The following is a 24,446-nucleotide window of genomic DNA, read 5'->3' as shown; positions in this document are numbered from 1 at the left end:
TCGACAGCTGCACGAATACGTTTTTTCGAGTGCCGTCGGTCGTCCTGCGGGCAGGCGAAGAGAAAGCCGCGCCGACTTTTCCCGGTCGAAGCGCGGTTTTTTGCAGATGAATTTTGCCGATCCTTGCCGCGCAAGGATTTCGGCGCCTCAGGAAATGACGCTATGTTCCGAATCGATGCACTGATCCGTGAAATTGAAACGCTCTCCGAAGGACGACTGACGAGTACGCCGCTGTGCGGAGCTGAAAATGTGACCGTGCGCACGTTTGCGCCGCTCAATCATGCGGCGGCCGACACCGTTGCCTTCCTGGCTCAGTCCAAGTACCGCGATGAAGCCAAAGCTTCGCAGGCGGGGGTTCTGGTGATTTCTCAGGCCGACAGCGAGGTCATGTATGGTGAAGAGGGACCCCGACGTCCCGTTGTCATCACCAAAAATCCCTATGCCTGGTTTGCCTACGCGCTGCAGATCATGACCCGTCGTCCGATGCCCGCAGGCGGCATTCGCGAGGGCGCTCATGTCGATCCGACCGCCAAGGTTGCGTCCAGCGCCGTGATCGAAGCCGGGGCTACGGTGGCCGCAGGCGCTGTGATCGGTGAAAACACGCGCGTTTATCCGGGCGCCTACATCGGTGAAGGCACGGTTGTGGGTGACAACACGATCATCTACGCCAACGCGACCGTTTATCACGGCTGCCGCATCGGCAATCGCGTCATTCTGCACTCGGGATGCGTGATCGGTGCCGACGGCTTTGGCTTTGCTCCGCTCGATGGCCACTGGGTCAAGATTCCGCAGATCGGCGGCGTGACAATCGAAGACGATGTCGAAATCGGCGCCAATACGACCATTGACCGCGGCGCGCTTGAAAACACGCTGGTTCGTAAGGGCAGCAAGCTCGACAACCAGATCCAGCTAGGACACAACTGCAAGGTGGGTGAATGCTCCGTGATGGCCGCCTGCACGGGCGTTGCGGGCTCTACGCACATCGGCAGCCACTGCATCATCGGTGGTGCGGCCAACATCAACGGTCACATCGAAATTCCCGATGGCGTAAGCGTTGGCCCGGCTACCTCTCTCATGAGTTGGCACAAGGGCGAAAAGGCCATGTCTGGCTTCTTCCCGGCCATGGGCCACCGTGAATTCGAACGTGCTGCCGTGCTCGTGATGAATTTGCCCAAGATGCGCAAGCAGATCAAGGAACTTGAAACGCGTCTTGCCGCTCTTCAGCCGAAAGGTTGAAGCGCTCTTTAAAGCTCGGTGTTAATATTTTTTCGTCTTGCGCCCGCCGTCTGCGGGCGTAGACTCCGATTCGGCTTGTCGATAATTCGACCACATTGAACTTTCCAGGACTGCCCGAAGAAGGCAGATGAGATAACCCCAATGGCTGACACGAAAACCATTCATGACATCATGCGGATTTTGCCGCACCGTTTTCCATTTCTTCTGATTGACCGAGTGCTGGAGATCAGCGATGATCACACAACGTGCAAGGTTCTCAAGAACGTGACGGCAAACGAACCGCAGTTCACCGGGCATTTTCCCGAATACCCCGTGATGCCCGGAGTGCTCATCATCGAAGCAATGGCTCAGGCCTGTGCCGTGCTCGGCATCGCTCGTCTGACGGAAGAAGAGCGCCGGGAAAAGGCTCTGTTTTTCTTTGCCGGCATTGACGAGGCTCGTTTCAAGCGCGTTGTTCAGCCCGGCGACCAGCTTATTTTTGAGTGCAAGTTCGTTAAGGCTCGTGCCGGTATCGGTTGGTACGAGGCCCGCGCACTTGTTGACGGCCATGTGGCCTGCGAGGCCAAACTGATGTGCGCTCGCCGTAAGGCTGAGTAATTGCATCGGTTTCGGCGCGAATTTTTTTCGGACTCATTTCGAAGGCGCACATGGGATAATTCCCGTGTGCGCTATTATTCGCGCAGGCGCGTGAAGAATTTTCACGGGCCCGATAACATACGGCGGGGGAAAACATCCCCCGAGCGATCTCCCAAACACGAGGAGACACTTTTTTATTGCTGCCAGTAATGGGCTCAAGAGGCCCTGCGAAAGGATAGTCATGGCCAAAATCCATCATTCCAGCATTATCGATATTCGAGCCGAACTTGACGATGATGTTGAGGTCGGTCCGTTTTGCATGGTGGGGCCGCACGTTCGCATCGGCGCCGGTACCGTTCTCGAAAGTCACGTGGTTGTCAAAGGCCTGACCACGATCGGTCGCAACAATCGATTCTTCCAAGGTGCCGCCGTCGGTTGCGAACCGCAGGACAAGAAGTACAAGGGCGAAGAAACCTATCTCGAGATCGGCGACGACAACATTGTTCGCGAAAACTGCACGATTTCGACCGGCACGATTCAGGATCAGAGCATTACGCGCGTCGGCAGCCGCAATCTGCTGATGGCCAACGTTCACGTGGCGCATGACTGTGTTCTCGGCAACGATCTGATCATCGCCAACAACGTGGCCCTGGCAGGACACGTGCATGTCGACGACTTTGCCGTGATCGGCGGCCAGACCGGTGTGCACCAGTTTGTTCACATCGGCACGCGCTCCATGACGGGGGGTGTCTCCGGTCTTTCGCACGATTTGCCGCCGTACGTGATCTGCGCGGGCAATCCCGCCAAGAGCTTCGGGCTCAATCTTGTGGGGCTGCGCCGCGCCGGCTATTCGAGCGATACGATCGGCCGCATCAAGGCTCTGTATAAGGCTCTTTACATGGAAGGCCTCACGGTGGCGCAGGCCGTTGAACAGATGGATACGCTGATTGCCGACGCTCCCGAAGAAGTTCGTCCGATTCTTGCCGCGATGCGCGACTTCGTTGCCAACAACACGCGCGGCATCGTTCGTCCGTAATTCAGATTTAAGACCGAAAAGCCCGTTGGGAAGGTCGTTTCCTGCGGGCTTTTTCTTCTGTAGTTCACTGATACCCCGAGGTTTGTATGACTGAGCAGGACGCCGATTTCAGCGCCGAAAAGGCCCAGCCGTTGACCTATGCCGACGGTGCCGCGTGGCTTGCCGGCGAAGCCAGCGGAGATTTTCTCGCGAGTCTTGTGCTCCCTGAAGTTGCCAAGCGCATGGACGGTGCGCCTCAGTTCGGCGTGGGCGGCGAAAAAATGCTCGCTGCAGGCCTTGAAGGCTGGTATCCGGCAAACCGCCTGTCGGTGCGCGGTTACGTTGAGGTACTCAAGAAGCTTCCGGGTATTCTGATGTTGCGCCGCGCCATGCTCAAGCGCGTCTCGGATATTCGTCCGCGCGTTTTCGTGGGCGTTGACGCACCGGATTTCAATCTCGGCGTAGAAGCAAAACTCAAGGCAGCCGGCATTCGTACGGTTCACTTTGTTTCGCCCTCAATCTGGGCCTGGCGTCCCGAGCGAATTCATAAGATCCGTGCAGCGGTTGATCACATGCTTTTGGTGTTTCCGTTTGAAGAGGAAATCTATAAGCGCGAAAACGTGCCGGCGACTTATATCGGTCATCCGCTTGCGGGCGTGATTCCGATGGTGCCGGACACCGAAGGCGCACGCCGCAAGCTCGGGATCGAAACCAACGGTGAACCGGTCTTTGCCGTTCTCCCTGGTTCGCGCAAGGATGAAATCTTCGGTTGCGGTCCGGTGTTTTTTGAAGCTTGCGAGCGCGTGATCGAACGTATCGGGGCGGGGCATTTCGTAGTGCCCGCCATTGACGCCCAGGCGCGAGAATGGATTGCATCGGTTGCTACGCGCAACCGCCGACTGAGCGAACGTCTGACAGTGGTGACCGGTCAGTCGCATGCCGTATTGGAATCGGCTGACGCCGTGCTTGTGGCTTCCGGCACGGCTGCTCTGGAAGCGGCGCTTTATAAGAAGCCGATGGTGGTGGGTTACGCTATGCCCGCATTGTCCGCATTGATCATGAAGGATAAGGGGCTGATTCCGTACGTGAGTCTTCCGAACATCCTGGCAGGCCGCGCCATCGTGCCGGAATTTCTTCACTACTACTGCACGGCCGACGCGATGGCATGCAGCCTCATTGATCAGCTCAAGGACAGCCGCCGCAAGACGCTTGAGGATATTTTCACGGGTATGCACGAGTCGCTTTTGCGTCCCACTGCGGATTTGGCAGCTGAAGCCATCATGCAGACTGCAGGAGCAGCCCGCCGATGAGTTCCAAAACAATTCCGATTGCCGACGAGTCACAGGCAAGTTCCCCCATGCGCCTTCCTGTGCCGATCACGGGGCGCATTCGGTTTGAAAACGGTCATTTGATTGACGAGCGCGGTCGCCCCTTGCGAGACCTGCGCATTTCGCTTACCGATCACTGCAATTTCCGTTGCCGCTACTGCATGCCCAAGGAGAAGTTCGACTCCAAGCATCAGTTCCTCGCGCACACGGAGTTGCTTTCGTTTGAGGAAATTAAGCGTCTGGTCGGCATTTTCCTGCGCTTTGGTGTACAAAAGATTCGTCTCACCGGCGGTGAACCGCTGCTTCGCAAGCATGTTTGCAATCTGATCGCCGATCTGAAATCGATGCGCACCACGAGCGGCAAGAGCCCGGATATTGCGATGACGACCAACGGTACGCTCTTAAAGCGCATGGCGGCCGACCTGAAGGCTGCAGGGCTCGATCGCGTCACGGTGTCTTTGGACGCCTTGAATGAAGATCTTTTCCAGTCGATTAACGACGTGGGCTTCCCGGCCGCCAAGGTGATCGAATCCATCGAAGCGGCGCAGGCGCTCGGCATTCCTGTAAAGATCAACACTGTCGTCAAACGCGGCATGAACGAAGGCGAAATCATTCCGATTCTGGAGCGCTTCCGCCACACGGGCGTGATCGTGCGCTTCATCGAATACATGGATGCGGGCACAGCCAACGGCTGGCGCATGGATGATGTCGTGCCGTCGGCCGAATTGGTCGAACGCATCAATGCCGTCTGGCCGATTGAACCGATCGACCCCAATTACACGGGGGAGACGGCAACCCGATGGCGCTACAAAGACGGGGCAGGAGAGATCGGTTTTATCAGTTCTGTGACGCAGGCTTTCTGCAGGGACTGCTCCCGCGTGCGCCTTTCGATCGAAGGCAGCCTCGTGCTGTGCCTCTTTGCCGATCGTGGTTACGACCTCAGGACGCTGCTACGCGGCGGCGCGACGGATGATGAAATTGCCGACGCGATTGCGCGTATTTGGAGTGCGAGAGACGACCACTACTCAGAAATTCGTCTGTCGGAAACGCAAAAACGCAGCCGCAGCAGAATAGAGATGCAGTTCATCGGAGGCTGAAAGAGTCTGCGGGAAACGTAGCAATCAACGTTTTATCCGAATCCACCGAGCTTTGGTGTTGCTATCATCTGCGAAGCGTCCGGACGAGATTTAGTGCCGACGCAATGTTTGTTGTGAAAGGGTGTTTATGAATCGTCGTCGTCTTTTGTTGTTGGTGTCTTCTTTGGGTGCGGCTGTTTTGGCCGGTTGTGCCTCCTCGCAAAAAGCAGACAAGCTTGTCGGCACGTATCATATCGATCCCAACGACCCCTACGGCAAACTGAAGCAGTACAGAAGTTCGATCAATCTCTTGAGCGCTCGTCTGGCTGTGGCCTTCCAGAATCTCTTTAGCATTGGAGAACTCTACAAGGAAGGCCCCCGCGGCGACGAGATCATGAAGGCGAGCCTTGATGACATCAGAAAACTTCACGCCGAGCTCAACAAGTACCTGCAAAAGGCTCCCGAAATTCGTCAGACGATCCAACCTGAAAACGCCAAGCTTTTGGCCGCTTACGACGAATATATCAAGGCGCTCGCGGGTGTTGCCGCCATTGATTACGGCGATATCAGTCAGGAACGAATCGACGCGCTCGTCCAAGCCGGTTCCAACATGGAGCCGCTGATTCCCTGATTGCGGGATTTTTCAGCATAATCACCTGAAATCAAAGGAAAAAGTTCAGCCGTCCGGGGGTTGATTCGGGCGGCTGAATTGTTTTGGAAATCGTTTGCTGTACAGCATAACGCACGAAAGCCGACAAACGCGGGCTTTCGACTTCCTGCAAAAGTCTGATCAGGCACAGAGATACGGCAAAGCGTAGAGTAGCAGCGCCAGAATGCAGGCAGCGGCGACGATCACCTTCCAGACAAGGTACTCGCGATCCATTGCGGCAATTTCCACGGAGTCCTGCGGCATATCAAGCGCACCGGTTTGTTCAAGCGTCGGAGTGGCGTTTTCTGCCTTGGCATTGTGTCGGCTGCAGTAAAAGTAGATCGCCAGTCCCAACACGCACCAAATGACGCCCGTGATGAAGGCGTTCGTATCCAGCTGGGTCATCATGTACAGGTAAATGAGCGCGGAGACGGGAGCGCCTATGGTTACAAGCGGCGCTTTGTAGGGACGCTGCAGATTCGGGCGACGACGGCGCAGAGCCCAGGCAGCCAGGATGCCGATGACGTAATAGAGCAGGTCGGCAAAGAGCGACAACGAGGCAATGTAGATGAGCGAATCGGTGGCAATCAATGCCATTGTGAGAACGCCCAGCGTGATGATGGCTACATGCGGAGTCTGAAAGCGACAGGTCTTGGCAAAGACGCTCGGCATTACACCGTCGCGCGCCATTGTAAAGAGATAGCGGGGGATAGTGGCGATGGCAGCGTTCATGGTGGAGAAGTCGCCGCCGAAGGCAACGCCCGCAGCCAACAGCGCCAGGGGCAGGCCCAGAATCCCGGCAGCCTTCATCGCATCGGCGTAGGGGGCCTGAGCGGTGGCGAGAGCCGCCAGGCTTTCAGCCGGCGTAATGGCGATCAGGAACCACTGAAAGAGCGCGTTGACCGCAAACACGACGAAAGGCGCCAGAAAAAGCGCACGCGGAATATTGATGCGGGGATATTTAATTTCTTCGCCCATGGCGACACAGGCTTCAAATCCGGCAAAGCACCACCAAATCATGCAGACGCTTGCCGCAAAACTCATCTGCCCTTCCTTGGGCAGGAACGATGGAGCCTGAACGAAAGAGGGGAGATTGATGTTTGGGATCATGGTGAGAAACCAGATCACCGCAACGCCCCAGAAGAAGAACATGAAGCCGTTTTGCAAACGCCCCGCTATTTTGACGCCGCAGACGTTGGCGATGATGAAGCCGGCTGTTACTACGACGGCAATGGCTACGTCGGAGAAGGGGAGCGTCACGCCGAAAGCGGAAAAGAGCGTCTTGAAGTAATAGCTGAAAGCCAGTGCCTCACCGCCGGTGACTGCAACCAACGAGATGATGAAGTTCCAACCGGCAAGAACACCGGCTGCGCGTCCGATTCCGACGGAAGCGAACTGGTAGGTACCGCCGGCATATGGCAGAGCTGCGCCCATCTCGGCATAAAGAAGCGCAGGATAAACGCTGATTAGAAGTGCCACGATGGTGGCAAAAATGACTGACGGGCCCATCAAACCCACGATATTGGAGCCGACGGTGAAAAGCCCCACGCCAATGACGGAACCGGCTGTAATAGTGACGGCTTCGCGCATGCCGAAGCTGCGTTTGAGCGCGGGTGAGCTGTTGATGTCGCTCATGAAAGTCTCCCTGATTTTTTGTTTCTTGTCTGTCGATTCTCTTGACGGAATCGTGTCAGCGCGGTCTGAGGCCGCATGGGAGATTATCGGGCAAAAGGTTTCAGAAAAAAGCGGAGAGTCTAAGCAATTAAGCTTGGAAAGCTTGACGCTGAACAAAAAGAAACCGCCTCGGCCGAAACCGAGGCGGATCGCTAATCAGTGAATCTCAAGAAGAGATCAGATTAGAAGCGGTGACGCAGACCAACGTAGAAGGTGTAGGCAGAGGGATCGGCATCAACTTCAGGATCGACCAGCTGCGGGTTGGTCGAGGTTTCGACCTTGTCCTGCATATAGGAAGCTACAGCATAGACGTCAGTACGCTTGCTGAACGGATAATCGTAACCCACGCTCACGACATAGCGCTTGAAATCAAACGTTTCACCGTAGTGGTTTTCTTCGAAGCTATCTGCAGATTCGGCATCCATGTATGCAACACCGAACATGGCCTTGCCGCCCCAGAGAGGAGCATCACCGGTCAGACTAACGGCATAGCCCTTGACTTTATCGTTAGCGCCAATGGCGTTTTTACCATTAGCGAATTCGATGTTATTGATGACGCCACCAAAGCCCTTAGCCTTAACTTCGTCGAAGTACTGGGCACCGAGGTAGACCTTGACGACTTCGAAGTCGTAGCTACCGCCCAATGTGACGGTCAGGCTGTCGTCCTGATCATAGGGCTGTCCGTCATAGTGAACAGAGCTATAGTTGATCGAGTCAACAGCCAAGTAAGCGGCAAACGGGCCATTGTTGTACGTGGCACCAATGGCGTAGTAGCGATCACTTGAGGATTCGTTTTCGTCACCGTAGGTTACATCCTCTTTAGTTTCGTCATTCTTTTCGGTGACCTGATTGCCCATGGCGTACTGGGCATAAACTTTGAACCCTGCAAAGCTGGGGGTCTGGTAGGCGATCATGTTGTCCCACTGACCAGCAGTTGCCATGATGTTGCCAACCTGGGCGGAGTATCCACCCCAATCAGAGGTACCGAAAGCGTTGATCATGCCGACCGTAGCCCACGAGGACTGACCGTTGTTGATGGAGCCGATGCGACCGAAAGCAACCTTACCGAAACCGCCTTCCAGGAAGAGGCTCGATTCACGGTTGAACATGACGCCACTGTCAACGCCATCGTCGGTGGTGATGCCGTTTTCAAGGATGAAGCCAACCTTCAGGCCATTGCCGAGGTCTTCCGTGCCCTTGATGCCCCAACGGGAACCGGAGGCCTGACCGGACTTCATTTCGAAGGAGTCAGAGTCTTCACCGAGGCCGTCGGCATCAATGTGGTTGTAGCCGACACCCGTATCGATGATACCGTAGAGCTGAACGTCAGCAGCGAGAGCGGAACCGGCAAAAGCGCCGAGAACTGCAACAGCAGCCAAAGTCTTTTTCATTTTTAAATCTCCTACTCATGCAGACCTCTGCATGAGATAAAGTTTTTGCAAAAACCGCCGGACTGGAACATGAGCTATGGACTCTTGCAAAGACATAGCTCAAATCCGGCGGAGTCCTTGCAGGACGGAGACGATCATGTCACTAGAGACTTTTGAGAGACAAGAAAAGAGTGAAAGAAAATGGCTTCGGTGGGGGGTAAACCCTAGGAAAATTTACAACACAAAGAATTGACAGAGAGAAATCGTCAATGAAAAACCCGCCCCGGAATATCCGAAGCGGGCTTAGTCTAATCAGTGAATCTCAAGAAAAGATCAGATTAGAACTTGTGGCGCAGACCAACGATAACGCTGTATGCGCTGGGATTCCATTCCATGTCTTTAAGATTTTCGGACTTGCCTTCGATGTCATCGCACATGTAAGAAGCAACGGCATAAACGTCCGTGCGCTTGCTGAACGGATAGTCGTATCCGACGGACACAACCCAGCGAGAGAAGTCGTATTTGTTGCCCATGTCTTCGTTCACGTCGGACTGCTCAGCGTCAACATAACCGGCGGCAGCCATGATCTTGCCGCCAGCAACCGGGGCATCAACACCGAGGCCTACGCCAAAACCGGTAATTGAAGCGTCCTTCAGGAGATCCGTTCCGTACTGATCCTTGTAGGGAGAACCGACATTGCCGGCGATACCGCCCAAGGTGCTGGGCATGACGGTGTCGAAGTACTGAGCGCCAAGGTAGACCTTAGCAACTTCGAAGTCCCAGCTACCGCCCAAGGTCACGGTCAAGCTATCGTCCTGCTCGTAACCCCAGAACTTGGTGCCGTCATTGCTGGCGTAGTTCAAGGAGTCGACGGCGAAGTAGGCGGAAACAGGACCATTGTCGTAGGTCAAACCGATGGCATAGTAGCGATCAGCCGAAGCTTCGTTTTCTACAGCATCGTCGTGGCCATTCGTGTTGCCCATGGAGTACTGGGCATAGACCTTGAAGCCAGCGAAGTCCGGAGTCTGGTATGCGATCATATTGTCGAACTGACCAGCCAGCGAGAAGATGTTGGAAGCCTGAGCGGTGTAGTCACCAAAAGAGGTGCCGAACGGAGACAGACGGCCAACCAATGCCCAGGAGGACTGGCCATTGTTGAGGGCGCCGATGCGTCCGAAGGCAACCTTACCGAAGCCACCTTCAAGGAAAAGGCTTGATTCACGGTTGAACATCGTGCCATCATTGCCGGTGTCAGCATCGAAGCCATTTTCAAGAATGAAACCAACCGTCAGGCCATTACCCAAGTCTTCTGTACCTTTGAAGCCGAAACGAGAACCGGAAGCAGTACCGGAATCCATCGTGAAGCTGTCGATATCCTTAACGGTGTTGCTGTCCATATCCACATGGGAGTAGTTCAAGCCAAGGTCAACAATACCGTACAGCTGAACATCAGCAGCAAGAGCGGAACCGGCGAAAGCGCCGAGAACTGCAACAGCAGCCAAAGTCTTTTTCATGATTTATCTCCTAGTCTTTTTCTAGACTTGCAAGAGTTGAGTTTTTGCAAAAACCGCCGGACGGAACATGAGTGACGGACCCTTGCGAAGACGCACTCAATCCGGCGGAGTCCTTGCAGGACGAAGACGATCATGGCACCGAAAAGAATTCCCTTACAAGAAAATTGTGAAAGTCAATAGCTCAGGGAGGGGGGTAAACCCTTGGATAAAATGCAACACACAGGGTTGCAAAATGCGTTTAGGCGTATTTTCGGACGTTGTTGATACGTCGAAAGATGGGAGTTGACGACCATCTGAAGACCATATCGAGCAAGAAACCGCAACGCCTTGCAAGCGCCCGTATTCAACGCCTCAGCCGCGGTTTGTTAGACTTCTCCGACAACAACAAAACCTAACAGGAGATCGGTCATGCAAAGCATCCTTCCATGGATCGGCATTGTCATTCTGTTCTTGACGGGGTGGGCCGTTGTCAAGAAGTATCAGGTCAACATGGTGCTTCTGTTGGGCGGCTTGGCGCTCAACATTCTGGCGGTCGCCGGAGGTCTGACGTCTTTCCTTCCCAAAAATGCAGCAGCTACGGGGTTTGTCGGTTTCGATTTCATGGAACTGCTGCGCGCCATTTCACGTACGCAGATTGCCGGCGTCGGTTTCATCATCCTTGTTTCGGGCGGCTTTGCCGAATACATGAAGGCTATCGGCGCATCGGATCGCTTCGTGACGGTTTGCGCCAAGCCTTTGTCCCTTATTAAGAACCCGTACCTGATTTTGGCCGCGGTTTTCATCTTCGGCCACTGCTTGGGACTCATCATCACATCGGCCGCGGGTCTTGCGATGCTGATGGTCGTGACGGTTTATCCGCTCATTATTCGCGTGGGTTGTTCAAGCCTGGCGGCAGCTGCGGTTGTTGCAAGCGTACTTGCCATCGGTTATGCGCCGGCTTCAGGTGTGGCCGTGATGGCTGCCGAACTCGTTCATCTCGATCCCATTCAGTATTTGGTGCAGTACCAATTGCCGATGGCCGTTCCCACGATTCTTGCGATGGCTGTCGCTCACGTGGTGGTTCAGTATTGGTTTGACAAGCACGACAACATCAAGGGAGAAACAGCTGACCTGCAGGAACTTGAAGAAAAGCGCAAGGTGCTTGAAAACGTTCCCGCGATTTATGCGGTGCTTCCGATCATCCCGATCGTGCTGCTGCTCATCTTCAACAAGATGGTGTATCAGAGCATCACCCTCAATGTGGCCACGGCAATGTTCATTGCCTGGGTGCTTTCCTTCTTCGTGGATTTGATCGTTCGTCGCGACGCCAAGAAGTCGTTTGACCTGAGCTTTGCGATGTTTAAGGGCATGGGCAGCATTCTTACGAGTACTGTGGGTCTTATCTTTGTGGCGGCTTTCTTTGCAACGGGTCTTCAGAACATCGGCATCGTCAATATGCTCATCGAAGGCGCCAAGCACATCGGTTTGGGCGAAACCGGCACGGGCGTGTTCCTGTCGGCCGTGATCGGCGTGGTGACGGTGCTTACGGGTTCGGGCGTTGCTGCTTTCACGAGTCTTGCTCACATCATTCCTGACGTGGCTGCGCATCTCAACAGCGACGGCATTTCGATCATGCTGATGATGCACACTGCAAGCGAAATGCTGCGCGCGATTTCGCCGGTGGCAGGCGTCGTCATCATCGTGGCGGGCTTTGCCAAAGTCAATCCTCTGACAATGGTCAAGCGCACGGCCATTCCGTGCTTGGTCGGCTACGTCACGATGCTCATCACAGTTTCCGTAATGTTCTAATTTGCTTCGGGTCGACCGCGTCGGTCGGCCTTTTTTTCATAGGCGGTGAGATATGGCTATCGAATTGACCGGAAAGGTCGAAGGAAGCGTTCGCGAGCACAATGAAGCGACGCTGCAGGCGGTGTGGGATAACGCGCTTTTGGTGTTGCCTCATGAGCAGGATCCCGAGCACGTGATTGAAACGACGCCTGCGGCAGCCTGCAAAGAATGCTTCAGCGACCGCTATCCGACTTTGATGTTTGCGCATGGCAGCTCCGGCATCACGACGGCGATTCGGGAATTCGCGCGCTTCATTGCGCAGGAAACCGGCTGGGCCGTGGTGGTGCCCGATTCGATGCAGACGAAGGATCGCATCACTTATGTCTCTCCCGTTGCCCGAAGCGACTACGAAGCGGTGCACGCGATGCGCAGCGAAGAACTTCTTTATTGCGCAAAAAAGCTTTTTGCCGAACCTTGGTTTGGCGGCACCTATGCCGTCGCGGGCACAAGCGAAGGGGGTGTGGCTGCCGCTCGCTTTGATTCCCGCGCTTTGGCGATCCGCGAAAAGGCCAAGCTCATTTTCTCGTGGTCGTGTGAGTCGAATTACCACGTTGAAGATCCTCGTTCGGTATTGCCTGACGACCTCCCGGTTCTCAACGTCATGAGCCTTGCCGACAAGTACTTCAGTCAGGCCAACTCGTATCTGGACAACGATGCGGCGTTCGGGTATGCCCGCGAAGTGCTTCAAAATAATCCCAACGCTTCGATTCTTCTGTTGCCGCAGGCTCCGCACACGCTTTTGAACCTTCCGCAGGTGCACGCTGCGGCGGCTGAAATCCTACAGCGCGTGGCGCCGTAGGTCATTGTCGGCGTTTCGAAAGTTACATACAATGCAGGCCTTTCGGGGGCGAAAAGGCGCCCTCGAATCCCGTGTGTGTATCCGAGATTGGAGTTCGTTCATGTTTGCTTTGTTTCCGGCTCAATTGTCTGAGGTTGACGTCTGTTACGCCCTGATTGATCAGGGCCGTGCATTTCAGCGCAAACAAGGCTTTGTACAGTGGACGGATGACTATCCGCAGCGAGAACACGTTGCCGACGATATTGAAACCGGAAAAGGCTATGCGTTAAAGGATGAGGCGGGTCGCATCGCCGGCTACATCTGCATTGATTTCGGTGGAGAACCCGCCTACGACGCCATCAAAGGACAATGGCGTTCCAAGGAGCCGAGCGGAGTCCTGCACCGTATGGCCATCAGTCCCGATTACCGCGGACAAGGCTTGGGCGGGGTGCTTTTGCGTGAATGTGAACGAATTTGTCAAGGAAAAGGCGTAACGTATCTGCGCGCCGACACGAGCCCCGACAACACGCGCATGCAGCATGTCTTTGAAAAAGAAGGTTATGTGCGTTGCGGATTCGTGGAACTTCGCGGCTCGGACAAAATCGCCTACGACAAACTTTTCGGATAACACCGTCGGAGGCATCCCGTTTCGGATGAAGGAGACAACCATGAAAAAACTGCGATTGGCAGCTGTTCTTTTCGTAGTCTCCTCATTTCATGCAAGTGGAAATACGTTTGCGGACGATCAATCGCAGCAAACGAGTAAGGTTCCGGAGCGCCTTGACATCACCTTTGATTATCAGCGCGGCGGCATTGCCTCAAGTCAATATGCGATCTGGGTGGAAGACGCGGCCGGCAAGCCGGTACGCACGATTTTCGTGACGCGCTTTACCGCAACGCGTGGGTTTTCCGAGCGGCCGGATGCCGTGCCGACTTGGGTGGCGCGTTTCAATCCCGCCCAAATGACATCCGCTCAGGTTGATGCGGTAAGCGGTGCAACGCCGTCAAACGGCTCTCTGCATTACACCTGGGACGGAAAGGACAACCAAGGCAAGCCTGTTCCTGCTGGCTCGTACACGGTTTTTCTCGAAGGTACGCTTTACTGGGGCACGCGCGTGCTGTATTCGGCTAAGGTCCGGTGGGGCAACGGCAATGCCGGTCAGGTTCCCGTGACGGTGCACAAAACCGGCACGTCGAAACGCAACCGGAACATGATTGCCAACGTCAGGTTCTCGCACACGACGACCAAGCCGTAACTTGCGTTTCCACAAACAAAATCGGCCGGCAAGCCGCATTTTGGCGTTTGCCGACCGATCGCAGGTCTTGAGAATCGCGAGTTGTGAGGCGATTACTTCACGAGACCGTATTTCCACTGAGACGTGCCGTAGGCGTTGTAAACGTTCTTGTAGCCCGTTTCAATCAGAATCTTCGAGGCGTTTTCAGCACGAACGCCTGACTTGCACTGCACCAGCACCTTGTCTTCAAAGTTGGGAACGGCTTTGAGCTTCATGCCGGGCTTGAGAACCGACATCGGCACGTTGACGGCACCCTTGACGTGGCCTTCGGCGAATTCATCGGGTTCGCGAACGTCAATCAACACCACTCCTTCTTCCATCATTTTCTTGGCCACATCCGGCGTCACCTTATGGTAGGACGGATGCACGTAGGTGAGCGGCTTGGCAGGCTGCGGATCCACCGGTTCCTGAGCGCAGGCGATGCCCATGGAAAGAACGGCGGTCATCATGGCGGTAAGGCCGATTCGCATCAAATTCATTTTTTTATCTCCCGATTGAATTTATCTATGTACGCGTATGCAAGCGCGGCTAATGGATTTTCCGATCGGCCGAAAGGAGAGTCAATACGTCATTTGCTCAATTTGTCTTACGCAAGTAACCAAGCAATTGCTGAGAATTGGCGTCGTTCGGGCAATCGGGCGTACTCATGCCAACGTTTCTTTTTCTCGTAACGCGATGACAGACTGAGCCGAACAGACTGACTGAGGGTCTTTTGAGAGAGATTTCTTAGGCCGATCGTCGGAGGAGGACACCGACCTTCGACGTATTGAATCGCCGTTCGCGCTGGATTTACGATAAATCTCAGCGCGGAAGGCTTCAGGACTCTGACGAGGCCGGAAACCAGTTACCGCAACGTTGAAATTAGAGAAAAGGAAATTTGCAATGGCTCAGTTTATTAAGGATCGCTACGGCTTGCTGATTGACGGACAGTGGGTGGACGCCGAAAACGGAGAAACCTTTGTGACGACCAACCCGGCAAGCGGCGAACAGCTCGCTGTCTGTGCTAACGCCTCTCCGGCCGATGTTGATCGCGCCGTTCAGGCCGCTCGAAAGGCGTTTCCCGCATGGGCGGCGAAGTCGCCGGCAGAACGTGCGGCGCTTTTGCTCAAGATTGCCGACAAGATCGACGAACGCGCCAAGGAGCTGGCTGCCGTCGAGACCCAGGATAACGGCAAGCCGATTCGCGAAACGACACTCGTCGATGTTCCGCTGTCTTCGGATCATTTCCGCTATTTCGCGGGCTGCTTGCGCGCAGACGAGGGCGAAGCCGTCATGATCGATGAAAATTCGCTCTCCATGGTTCTGCGTGAACCGATCGGCGTGGTCGGCCAGATTATTCCGTGGAACTTCCCGTTGCTGATGGGAGCCTGGAAGATTGCTCCGGCATTGGCCGCAGGCAACACGGTGGTGATCAAGTCCTCGTCCACGACGCCGCTCTCGCTTCTCGTGCTGGGTGAAATTCTCAATGACGTGCTTCCGGCAGGCGTCGTCAACATCATCACCGGGCGCGGCGCTTCGACAGGTCAGGCCATGCTCGATCACCCGGGCTTTGACAAGCTTGCCTTTACGGGCTCTACTGAGGTGGGCTACGACGTTGCCAAGGCTGCGGCCAACCGTCTGATTCCGGCAACGCTCGAACTCGGCGGCAAGTCGGCCAATATCTATTTTGACGACTGCCAGATTGACAAGGCTATCGAAGGTGCCCAGATCGGCATTCTCTTTAACCAAGGTCAGGTGTGCTGCGCCGGTTCCCGCATCTTCGTGCAGGAAGGCATCTATGACGAATTCGTCGCTAAGCTTGTCGAAGCCTTTAAGGCCGTCAAGGTGGGCGATCCGATGGACATGCAGACCCAGATGGGCTCTCAGATCAACAAGCGTCAGCTCGAAAAGATTCTCGGCTGGGTTGAAACGGCCAAGAAGGAAGGAGCAACGGTTCTGGTGGGCGGCGAAGCTGCCAAGGTGCCCGGTTTTGAAGACGGTGCCTTCATGCAGCCGACGCTTCTCGGTAACGTCACCAACGATATGGCGGTCGCGCAGAATGAAATCTTCGGGCCGGTCGCCGTGGTGATCAAGTTCCGTACGGAAGAAGAGGTTGTTGCCATGGCCAACGACTCTGAATATGGTCTCGGCGGCGCCGTGTGGACGCGCGATATCAATCGTGCCCTGCGTGTGGCGCGAGGCGTTCGTACCGGACGTATGTGGGTCAACACTTACAATGAATTGCCGGCTCACACGCCGTTTGGCGGCTACAAGAAGTCCGGCATCGGTCGCGAAACGCATAAGATGATGCTTGAGCACTACAGCCAGCACAAGAACATCTACATTTCTCTTTCGGAAGCAAAGAGAGGCTTCTTCTGATTTCCATCTCCTAACCTCAGCTAGTCTGTGCTGACTCAAACGCCTGGGACTCGTGAGTTCCGGGCGTTTTTGATAGGAGATGCAGAACAAAGCAGAGTTTGGCAATCAATCACATCGTCTGGCGGCACCCGTCCAATTTCTTCTCGGAAAGCCAATTTTTCAATGCTTGGGCAACTTCCTGATTGTTTCTTTCAGCAAACGGAAAGTGCGAGTTACCGTAAATGCCGACGTCAGGAAGACGAATCACTTTCGTATCGCCGCCGTGACGGTTAACTGCTGCGGCAAAGCGATCGGCCATTTCAGAAGCCGCGCGCCAGTAGTCGTTGTGTGGATGCCTGGTCGGAGTTTTCGGAATGTAGTCGCCGTAGAAGATCACGATGGGAAAGTGCGTGAGCTTCAGGAAAGCATCCATCGGCACTTCTTCGGCTTTCATGTCCCCGAAAAAGCCGGCGTTCTTGATTGGAGACGGGGCTTCGCCTTTGGGAAACAGGTTGTTTCATGGTGGAAAGCATAGAAAGCGAGGTCTATTCAAAAAGGCGCGTTCGTGCACACTTTTTGCTAATTTCTGCCTTTGACGGAATTTTTATGTTGCCTCGAAAGACTGACCTGTCCTTCGGTTTGAGTTGGATAAAGACAGAATTTTGTCTTCTTTAAGGACTATATATGATTTGCAAAACTACGCGGAAATGATTTTGAAATGAGGAATCAAATCCGCAAAAATCGCGGAGACGGAAAGAATGCGGAACATATTCCGAATGAGCGAGCAGCAGTCGACGTGGTCGTAAGCGAATTCGGCAACCAAAAAAGGTCACGCGCGGAGAATTTTTCTGCGTGCGCGATCAAATATAAAAGATTACAAATAGGCGGTTATTTTTTCGCTAAACGGCCGTATTCCTGTCCTATCAGGAGGTGAGGACAGCTGCCGCTGAAGCGAAACGATTTAGTTGGATCCGGCATTGCGAAAGGCCTTGGGCGACATGCCGAAGTGTTTCTTGACGTATCTCGTAAAGTAAGACGCCGAAGAAAACGAAAGCTCTTCGGCAATCTGGGCAACAGAGAGTCGTTTGTCGGCGAGCAGTTTCGCAATCTCCTGTAGCGTAAAGAGGTCGATGAAGTAGCCCGCGCTGCGTCCGCTTGCTCGCCGACAGATTTCCGAGAGGTAGTGCGGCGTGACGCATAGCTTTTCGGCGTACCAATCCAGATTTCGGTAACGGCGATAACTGCCGCTGGCCAATTCTTCGGTGAAGCGGCGCAAGAGTTCTGCGGCGCGCGTCGGGAAGTCTTCCGGCAGGCAATTGCGTGCGTGGATGTCGTAGAGATCAAGAATGTGTGCAGCAAGCAGATGTCCGACCATTTCCTCGTGAAAGTAGTGTCCGGTTGCAAGCCACCGCTCGTGCAGTCTTTCGATGTCGGTTCGGCAGCGCATGAAATCTGCTTCGGCCAGACGCATCACCGGATTTTGCAGCAGCGACAAGTGACCGATGATGCCGTAGTTGGAGCGCAGCGCCAGTCGGTTGCCGATGGAAGGAGACAGTGAAAAGAGCAGCGCCTTGAAGTCGCTTGAGGCTGCAAAGTCCTGAGCAAGCGCTGCATTGGGCAGAATGATGTAGTCGCCCGGAGCCGCGTTGTAGCGCGTGGCCTGATGTAGAAAACTTAAGTTTCCTTGCGTGAGCACGATATGCATGATGCGAGATGAACCGATGTCGTGCAGCAATTCCGACAGATCGCTGTAAAAACGCAACGCGGCGTTGTTCCGGTTTGTTGGCGTTTCGATGGTGTTTGCATTCGACAAGGGTGATCTCCGAAAACCACGAAAAGTGACATTTTCTCCCTTATTTGGCTCTTTCGCCTAAAGACGAAAATTCCTAGGATTTCTGACGAAGAAGTGCGGTGTTAATCGCATAGAAATCTGAAAAACAAAGGAAATTTAAGTATGAGAGAAGTTCGTCTGAATAACGGCGTCATGATGCCGCCCGTTGGTTTCGGAGTCTATCAGATCGACAAAAATGAAACGAAGGCGGCTGTTCTTGAAGCACTGGAAGTCGGCTATCGCATGATTGATACGGCGGCCAGTTACTTCAACGAGCGCGAAGTGGGTGAGGCGATTCGCGAAAGCGGACTGCCGCGCGAATCCGTTTTCGTCACAAGCAAGCTGTGGGTGCAGGACTACGAATATGACGACGCGCTGCGCGCTTTTGATCGCTCCTTATCCGAACTCGGTCTTGACTACATTGACCTCTATCTCCTGCACAAGCCTTACGGCAATTACTACGCCGCCTGGCGTGCTCTTGAGCGCTTGCACAAGGAAGGCCGCATTCGTGCGATCGGCGTGACGAGCTTTTCCAACGAACGACTGCAGGATCTGTTCCTGCACAACGAAATCAAGCCCGCGGTCAATCAGATCGAAACGCATCCTTTCCAACAGCAAAAGGACGCCAACGCTTTTCTGAAGGCCGAAGGCATTGTGCACGAAGCCTGGGCTCCTTTTGCCGAAGGCCAGAAAGGGATTTTCACCAATTCGGTGCTCACTGAGATTGCTGCTTCTCACTGCAAGAGCGTCGCGGCTGTCATTTTGCGCTGGCTCAATCAACGAGGTGTCGTTGTGATCCCGAAGAGCATTCGCGCTGATCGCATCCGCGAGAACTTCAACATTTTTGATTTCCGTTTGTCTGATGCCGAAATGGCGGCCATCTCTGCTTTGGACGAAAAGAAAAGCCCCATTTACGACGACATGGATCTCGCAACCGTGCGTGCGATCGGCACCTACAAGATTCACGATTAAAAAGGAGGCAGCAACATGAAAACGATTACGCTCAATAACGGCGTTGAAATGCCGCTGCAAGGTTTCGGGGTTTTTCAGATTGCTCCGCAGGATTGTGAGGCGGCCGTTCGAAGCGCGCTTGATGTCGGCTACCGCATGATTGATACAGCGCAGGCTTACTACAACGAAGCTGCCGTCGGTCGCGCCTGGCGCACGAGCGGCATTGCGCGCGAAGATCTGTTTCTTGTCACGAAAGTGTGGATTTCCAACGCCGGCGACGAGCGTGCGGCAAAAAGCATCGACGAGTCGCTCAGAAAGCTTGAGACCGAGTACATCGATCTTTTGCTGATCCACCAGGCTTTCGGCGACTACTACGGTACATATCGGGCGATGCAAAAAGCGTTGGAGGCTGGCAAAGTCAGGGCGATCGGACTGAGCAATTTTGTCGACGCACGCTTTGTGGACCTCGTCGAAAATATGGAAGTCAAACCCGCCGTTTTGCAGCTCGAAACCCACGTGTTTTCTCAGCAAAAGCGCATGCGCGAGCTGATGGCTCCTTACGGCACGCGTCTGATGGCCTGGGCGCCGCTTGCCGAAGGCAGAAACGGCATCTTTACGCATCCTACGTTAACGGCAATCGGTGCAAGGTACGGCAAGACGGCAGCTCAGACGGCACTGCGCTTTTTGATGGCCGAGGACGTCATCGCGATTCCGAAGTCGGTGCACCGCGAACGTCTCGTAGAGAACTTCTCGATTGATGACTTTGAACTTTCCGCCGAAGATCTTGACGCCATTCGGGCGCTTGACGGAGGAAAGCCCATGTTTGCCGATTTCAACGATCCAGCGCTGGCGAAGTTCCTGTTGGAGTACGACGCAAAGTTCAACCCGGAGCGTCAGTAGAAAACACAAACAGACTAACGAATAAAGCCTTCCCCGATGCACCCTGAATCGGGTTTTTCGAGGAAGGCTGCAGTCACGCAAATCGACGGTGCCGGTTTGCGGTTGGTTTGCTTTGGTCTTAGAGAGACGGCATTTCGACGCGGTAGATCACGTTCTTGTTGCCTTCAAGGCCGAGGATGAAGAGTTCACCGTTGGCGACGGTAAGCGAGTGCGGCTTGACCATTTCGGGCAGAGCGAACGTCTTTTCAATCACGGCGCGCTCGGGATCAATCACCAGCAACGTGTTGTACTGCGCGGAGACAGCCAGAAGCTTGTTACCCACGGCTTCAAGACCCACGGCGTAGTAGTCGAGCGGCTTGCCGATCTTGCCGAACGATGCGTGCGCCTTAAGGTTGCGCTCGGACAGAACCTTGCGGTCGCTCATGTCAAACGTCGCCAGAATCGAGTGCTTCTGCTTGTTGTCCGGTACGGTCAGGATGTGAGCCTGATTGAGTGCGTCGAATGTGACGTTGGTGGTGTAGCTCAGACGGGCGCGCGAGGTATTAAAGCGTGGACGCGCCGTCTTCCAGACGTCGGCAAAAGCCGGAGATGCTTCGCGGAAAACGCGCCACTGCCACCAGGGATCAACCTTTTCGGGGTCAACGAGCTTTGTCCCCCATAACGTCTTGTTCTGCGCCATGGCCACGAGATTGTTACCCCAGAAGTCGGCGTCGACCGTCACGCGGATGTCGTTGCCGTTAGGTCGATCGAGAATGGCGTGATCAGTTACGTTCTTGATGGCGCTGTCGGTGTAGTAGATGCCGGCATTGTTCGTCACGAAGGCAAACTTATTGAGTTTTTCGTTGAAGCTCACACCCGTGACGGTACCTAGACCGAAGACACCTTCGGGAGCAAACGGCAGTTCCGTCTTGCCGATCAGCTTCAGATTGCCGGAAGTGGGCAGGGGAGCCGCTTTTGGATCCGTGTTGAACGTGCGCTTTTCATTGACGCCGACAACGTAGGGCGTATCAATGTCACGCGGACCGCGAAGAGACCACGAGGAAACTGCACGTTTCCACAAGCTCATCGTCCAGTCTTCGCTTGCCTTGGTGATGTCGAGCGTAAAGCGAATCGGGCTGCCTTTGCCGGCAAACGGAGGAACGCCGTTTTCAAGGAAGGCCTGGAAGGCGTTCGAGCAGCACACGGCAAAGCTCATGACTACTACAAACTTCGAGTACTTGGAAAGTGGCTTGATCACCTTGCGGGTGCCCGCGAGATCCTGACTCACGGGATTGTTCGGACGAACGAACAACAGGATGACGACAAGCGCGAGCACGGACACCCAATACACAAAGACGCCCCAGGAGTATGTGTGGGCACCGAACATGGCGTCGCCGAAGCCCTGTCCTTGATCCTGATGCAGCAGCATGCTTGTGTGGCGCAGGGTCATGTAAAGCCCGAAGAACGAACTAAAGGCCATGGCGGCGAGATAACGCATTCTCAGGCCGTAGCGAAGGACCATGACGCCGAGTACGCCGATCAGAATCATGCCGGTACGTTCAAACCAGCACAGGGTGCAGGGACTTTCGCCGATGATATAGCCGAGCACCACGTTGGCGATGCCCACGGGAATGGCCAGAATCAGCAGAACTTCAGTGGCAATGAGCAGATTGAAGTTCTTTTCGCTTTCGAAAAATTTCTTCAGCATCGCACTCTCTCCTTAGATCGCACCCTGAGGCACAAAAAAGCCCGTAGAGGCAATGAGAAACATCACGACGCAAATGCCAAGGCCGAGAAGAAAACAGGAAAAAGCCAGGTTTTCTTTCTCGGGTTTAAGCCAGGCCAAGCCGACACAGGCCGACAGGGCTGTCAACATCAAAAATTCCATAAGAACACTCCGATCTCGTTGATTGAAAAGTTTTTTTAATTTTCTGGCGGCGGATGGTACAGAGGTTATATATAATTAGCAAATAAGAATTATTTATTTTCCATAATGATTTTTTATGAGATTGTCTGATTATGAATGCGTGCGGGTCTTAAGCGAGGAGGGAGCGTTTTCGGCAGCGGCTCAGCGACTGGGCATGACGCAGCCGGGACTTTCGATTTTGATCGCTCGATTGGAAAAACAGTGCGGAGTCAAACTGGTTGATCGGGCTGCAAAACCATTGAAACTCACGTCAGAAGGCGTCAAGTGGATTGAAGTTGAAGCTCAAATCGAGGCCCTGCGGGAAAACAGAAGGCGTTATTTTGAGGATTTGAATCGTCTTGAGGGCGGTAGCATTACGATCGGTGCAAATGCCTGTCGATCGGTGACAATGCTGCCCGAAACGCTCAGAGAGTTTGTGTCTCGGTATCCCGCCGTTCGCGTACATCTGTGCGAGGTGCCTCCGGGTGCCTGTTCGGATCGGCTCGAGCGCGGAGACTTTGACTTTTCGGTGACGCTTGAGTCATGTCTTTCCGAGAAAATGCTCTACCGCACCGTTGCTGATGAACAGGTCGTCGTTGCCGTGCCGCCGCAGGTCGACGCCAGCCGGCTTTCGACAGGTCACACCTTTTGCGATCGCCCGGTCTTTGATTTTGAAGCTGCAGCTGACGAGCGTTTCATTTTGCTTGATCGCGGCATCAAGTTTCACGACCTTTTTCTGGACGTCTGTCACAAACACGGGCTTGAACCGGACATTCTGCTTGAGACCGAATCGATCACTACCGTGATGGAACTTGTACGGCAGGGACTCGGTTTCGGTGTCGTGCCCGATGTGATCGCGCGTCGTATGCCGGAGACGACCGTTCAGTTTCTGTCGATTCAGCACGTGATGCCGATGAACCGTGTCGTCGTTGCCTGGATGAAGGATCGTTATCTGAGCCGAGCCGCGCAAACCTTCATTGACATGCTCTGCGAGCACTTCCGAGCATGGAACACGCAGTTCATGACGGAACCTGCGAGAGGCGAGGACGCACCGTACTGCGCTCGCGCGGGTGTGCGCAGCGCTGTGGAGTGATCAAACGGATTCCACATATCAAAATGCCGGCAGTCCGAGCGGAATGCCGGCTTTTGTTCGAACGGGTCGGTGTCGGCCGCGGGAACGGAAATTCGACAGTCTGAAGATTGTTACCGATTTATTTCAGCAGTTCCTTGGGCGGTTCTTCGCCGAACCACTTTACGTACATCTTGGTGAATTCGCCGCTGGTACGCGCCTTGTCGATGGCCGCGTCAATGGCCTTCATCAACTCAGGCTTATTCTTGCTCACGGGGAAACCGAAGGATTCGCTGTTGAGAACCGTCGGCAGGTGATAGTAAGTCTTGGCGGTCTCAGGGCGAGCGGCAAGGAAGTAAGCCGTCACGGGGCGATCGGTGATAACGGCTTTGCAGCCCTTGTTGCCGAGCTCGAGATAAGCGTCGTTGATCGTGTTGAAGTTGCGAACCTTCGCGCCCGGGACTTTGGCGGCTCGCATGGACCCCGACGTGCCGATCTGAGCACAGATCGTGCAGTTTTCAATGTCCTTGACGCTCTTGATCTTATCCTTGTCTTCGGCGCGCACGAGAATCGACAGGCCGGAGATGTAGTAGGGCTTGGAGAACAAAACGCGCTTGGCCCGTTCCGGAGTGATCGTGAAAGCAGAGGCGCCGACATCGGTGATGCCCGTGAGCATCGACGGAATGATGGCGTCAAAGCCCATGTTGGTCACTTCAAGCTTGCGGCCCATTTCTTTTGCCACGTACTCGAGCAGGTCGATTTCAAAGCCTTTGAGTTTGCCCGTTTCGCTGTCAAAGAAGACAAACGGCGCGTAAGTGCTCTCGCAGGCCATGCGAAGCACCTTGGCATCTTCGGCGTGAGCCTGAACCGAGAGGGCGGCGGCAGCGGCGCAGACAACGGCCGCGATGGTCTTTTTCATGTGTCGTGACTCCCTTGTGTTTTTTTGCATTCACAACAAGCGCGCAAAGACTAACAACAAACACCGGGTATCGGACTACGACTTTTTCGTTACCGTATCCGATCGAAGTCAAAAAAGTTGAAATTGATCGGGCAATTAATGTCGGCAAGCTTGCGATTGGCTTTGCAAACCTTGCATTGATGCTTGATCTAAATGCGCAAGCTATTGAGATTTTTC

The 24,446-nt window shown here is 54.5% G+C and carries 23 protein-coding genes; 14 read left to right on the top strand and 9 right to left on the bottom strand.

What is annotated here, in order from left to right:
• The first annotated feature begins 162 nt into the window (after positions 1–162).
• From lpxD to DW133_RS04905, 6 genes are all read left to right on the top strand, one after another.
• On the top strand, positions 163–1,236 hold the full coding sequence (gene lpxD / locus DW133_RS04930; RefSeq protein ID WP_147408876.1) for a UDP-3-O-(3-hydroxymyristoyl)glucosamine N-acyltransferase: 1,074 nt from the start codon (positions 163–165) through the stop codon (positions 1,234–1,236).
• Between the two features lie 141 nt (positions 1,237–1,377).
• Positions 1,378–1,833: a 3-hydroxyacyl-ACP dehydratase FabZ gene (fabZ, locus tag DW133_RS04925; protein WP_118275530.1), complete on the top strand. Its 456-nt coding sequence runs from the start codon at positions 1,378–1,380 to the stop codon at positions 1,831–1,833.
• A 220-nt stretch (positions 1,834–2,053) separates the two neighbouring features.
• A complete protein-coding gene (lpxA, locus tag DW133_RS04920; protein ID WP_118275529.1) occupies positions 2,054–2,848 on the top strand; it encodes an acyl-ACP--UDP-N-acetylglucosamine O-acyltransferase in 795 nt (264 codons plus the stop codon).
• 86 nt (positions 2,849–2,934) lie between these two features.
• A complete protein-coding gene (gene lpxB, locus DW133_RS04915; RefSeq protein ID WP_118275528.1) occupies positions 2,935–4,137 on the top strand; it encodes a lipid-A-disaccharide synthase in 1,203 nt (400 codons plus the stop codon).
• Complete coding sequence (gene moaA, locus DW133_RS04910) at positions 4,134–5,252, top strand: GTP 3',8-cyclase MoaA (RefSeq protein ID WP_118275527.1); 1,119 nt, start codon at positions 4,134–4,136, stop codon at positions 5,250–5,252. The genes lpxB and moaA overlap by 4 nt, the downstream gene beginning before the upstream one ends.
• 127 nt (positions 5,253–5,379) lie before the next feature.
• Positions 5,380–5,862 (top strand): hypothetical protein, encoded by a 483-nt coding sequence (locus tag DW133_RS04905; RefSeq protein ID WP_118275526.1) that lies wholly within the window; start codon positions 5,380–5,382, stop codon positions 5,860–5,862.
• A gap of 159 nt (positions 5,863–6,021) precedes the next feature.
• On the opposite strand, the gene DW133_RS04900 is transcribed toward DW133_RS04905, so the two are convergent.
• The 3 genes from DW133_RS04900 to DW133_RS04885 form a co-directional block, all read right to left on the bottom strand.
• Complete coding sequence (locus DW133_RS04900; protein ID WP_233542120.1) at positions 6,022–7,515, bottom strand: APC family permease; 1,494 nt, start codon at positions 7,513–7,515, stop codon at positions 6,022–6,024.
• A gap of 221 nt (positions 7,516–7,736) precedes the next feature.
• A complete protein-coding gene (locus DW133_RS04890) occupies positions 7,737–8,945 on the bottom strand; it encodes a porin (protein ID WP_118275524.1) in 1,209 nt (402 codons plus the stop codon).
• Positions 8,946–9,262: 317 nt separating this feature from the next.
• Positions 9,263–10,438, bottom strand: a complete 1,176-nt coding sequence (locus DW133_RS04885; protein WP_118275523.1) for a porin — start codon at positions 10,436–10,438, stop codon at positions 9,263–9,265.
• Positions 10,439–10,846: 408 nt separating this feature from the next.
• On the opposite strand from DW133_RS04885, the gene dcuC reads away from it, so the two are divergent.
• The 4 genes from dcuC to DW133_RS04865 all read left to right on the top strand — a co-directional run bounded on the left by dcuC (position 10,847) and on the right by DW133_RS04865 (position 14,299).
• Entirely contained in the window at positions 10,847–12,226 is a 1,380-nt protein-coding gene (gene dcuC, locus DW133_RS04880) for a C4-dicarboxylate transporter DcuC (protein ID WP_118275522.1), read from the top strand.
• Positions 12,227–12,278: 52 nt separating this feature from the next.
• On the top strand, positions 12,279–13,064 hold the full coding sequence (locus tag DW133_RS04875) for a hypothetical protein (protein WP_118275521.1): 786 nt from the start codon (positions 12,279–12,281) through the stop codon (positions 13,062–13,064).
• A 100-nt stretch (positions 13,065–13,164) separates the two neighbouring features.
• Entirely contained in the window at positions 13,165–13,671 is a 507-nt protein-coding gene (locus DW133_RS04870) for a GNAT family N-acetyltransferase (RefSeq protein WP_158571120.1), read from the top strand.
• Between the two features lie 40 nt (positions 13,672–13,711).
• Positions 13,712–14,299, top strand: coding sequence for a DUF2271 domain-containing protein (locus tag DW133_RS04865; protein ID WP_118275632.1), 588 nt, complete (start codon positions 13,712–13,714; stop codon positions 14,297–14,299).
• Positions 14,300–14,391: 92 nt separating this feature from the next.
• On the opposite strand, the gene DW133_RS04860 is transcribed toward DW133_RS04865, so the two are convergent.
• Positions 14,392–14,817 (bottom strand): rhodanese-like domain-containing protein, encoded by a 426-nt coding sequence (locus tag DW133_RS04860; protein ID WP_118275519.1) that lies wholly within the window; start codon positions 14,815–14,817, stop codon positions 14,392–14,394.
• Between the two features lie 403 nt (positions 14,818–15,220).
• On the opposite strand from DW133_RS04860, the gene DW133_RS04855 reads away from it, so the two are divergent.
• A complete protein-coding gene (locus DW133_RS04855) occupies positions 15,221–16,696 on the top strand; it encodes an aldehyde dehydrogenase family protein (protein ID WP_118275518.1) in 1,476 nt (491 codons plus the stop codon).
• Between the two features lie 109 nt (positions 16,697–16,805).
• Here the strand turns inward: DW133_RS04855 and DW133_RS04850 are convergent, their stop codons facing one another.
• Positions 16,806–17,129: a hypothetical protein gene (locus DW133_RS04850; RefSeq protein ID WP_118275517.1), complete on the bottom strand. Its 324-nt coding sequence runs from the start codon at positions 17,127–17,129 to the stop codon at positions 16,806–16,808.
• A gap of 507 nt (positions 17,130–17,636) precedes the next feature.
• Positions 17,637–18,488, bottom strand: coding sequence for an AraC family transcriptional regulator (locus DW133_RS04845; RefSeq protein WP_118275516.1), 852 nt, complete (start codon positions 18,486–18,488; stop codon positions 17,637–17,639).
• Positions 18,489–18,629: 141 nt separating this feature from the next.
• Here DW133_RS04845 and DW133_RS04840 point away from each other — a divergent pair, with 141 nt between their 5' ends.
• A complete protein-coding gene (locus DW133_RS04840; protein WP_118275515.1) occupies positions 18,630–19,478 on the top strand; it encodes an aldo/keto reductase in 849 nt (282 codons plus the stop codon).
• A 15-nt stretch (positions 19,479–19,493) separates the two neighbouring features.
• Positions 19,494–20,357 carry an aldo/keto reductase gene (locus DW133_RS04835; RefSeq protein WP_118275514.1) on the top strand — a complete coding sequence of 288 codons (864 nt, stop codon included), beginning with the start codon at positions 19,494–19,496 and terminating at the stop codon, positions 20,355–20,357.
• A gap of 118 nt (positions 20,358–20,475) precedes the next feature.
• On the opposite strand, the gene DW133_RS04830 is transcribed toward DW133_RS04835, so the two are convergent.
• Positions 20,476–22,044, bottom strand: a complete 1,569-nt coding sequence (locus DW133_RS04830) for a disulfide bond formation protein B (RefSeq protein ID WP_118275513.1) — start codon at positions 22,042–22,044, stop codon at positions 20,476–20,478.
• A gap of 12 nt (positions 22,045–22,056) precedes the next feature.
• Positions 22,057–22,224, bottom strand: coding sequence for a hypothetical protein (locus tag DW133_RS10105; RefSeq protein WP_199588800.1), 168 nt, complete (start codon positions 22,222–22,224; stop codon positions 22,057–22,059).
• A 115-nt stretch (positions 22,225–22,339) separates the two neighbouring features.
• Between DW133_RS10105 and DW133_RS04825 the strand changes: the two genes are divergently transcribed.
• The gene (locus tag DW133_RS04825) at positions 22,340–23,335 is read left to right on the top strand and encodes a LysR family transcriptional regulator (protein WP_118275512.1); all 996 of its coding nucleotides are present in this window, start codon (positions 22,340–22,342) and stop codon (positions 23,333–23,335) included.
• Positions 23,336–23,453: 118 nt separating this feature from the next.
• Here the strand turns inward: DW133_RS04825 and DW133_RS04820 are convergent, their stop codons facing one another.
• Positions 23,454–24,230 carry a basic amino acid ABC transporter substrate-binding protein gene (locus DW133_RS04820; protein ID WP_158571119.1) on the bottom strand — a complete coding sequence of 259 codons (777 nt, stop codon included), beginning with the start codon at positions 24,228–24,230 and terminating at the stop codon, positions 23,454–23,456.
• Between the last annotated feature and the right edge of the window lie 216 nt (positions 24,231–24,446).

Origin of the sequence: Sutterella sp. AM11-39 (genome assembly GCF_003472385.1) — a bacterium.
In the GTDB taxonomy this organism is placed as follows: Bacteria; Pseudomonadota; Gammaproteobacteria; order Burkholderiales; family Burkholderiaceae_F; genus Duodenibacillus; species Duodenibacillus intestinigallinarum.
Note: the sequence above shows the minus strand (reverse complement) of the source record. Positions and strands in the feature narration are given on the sequence as shown.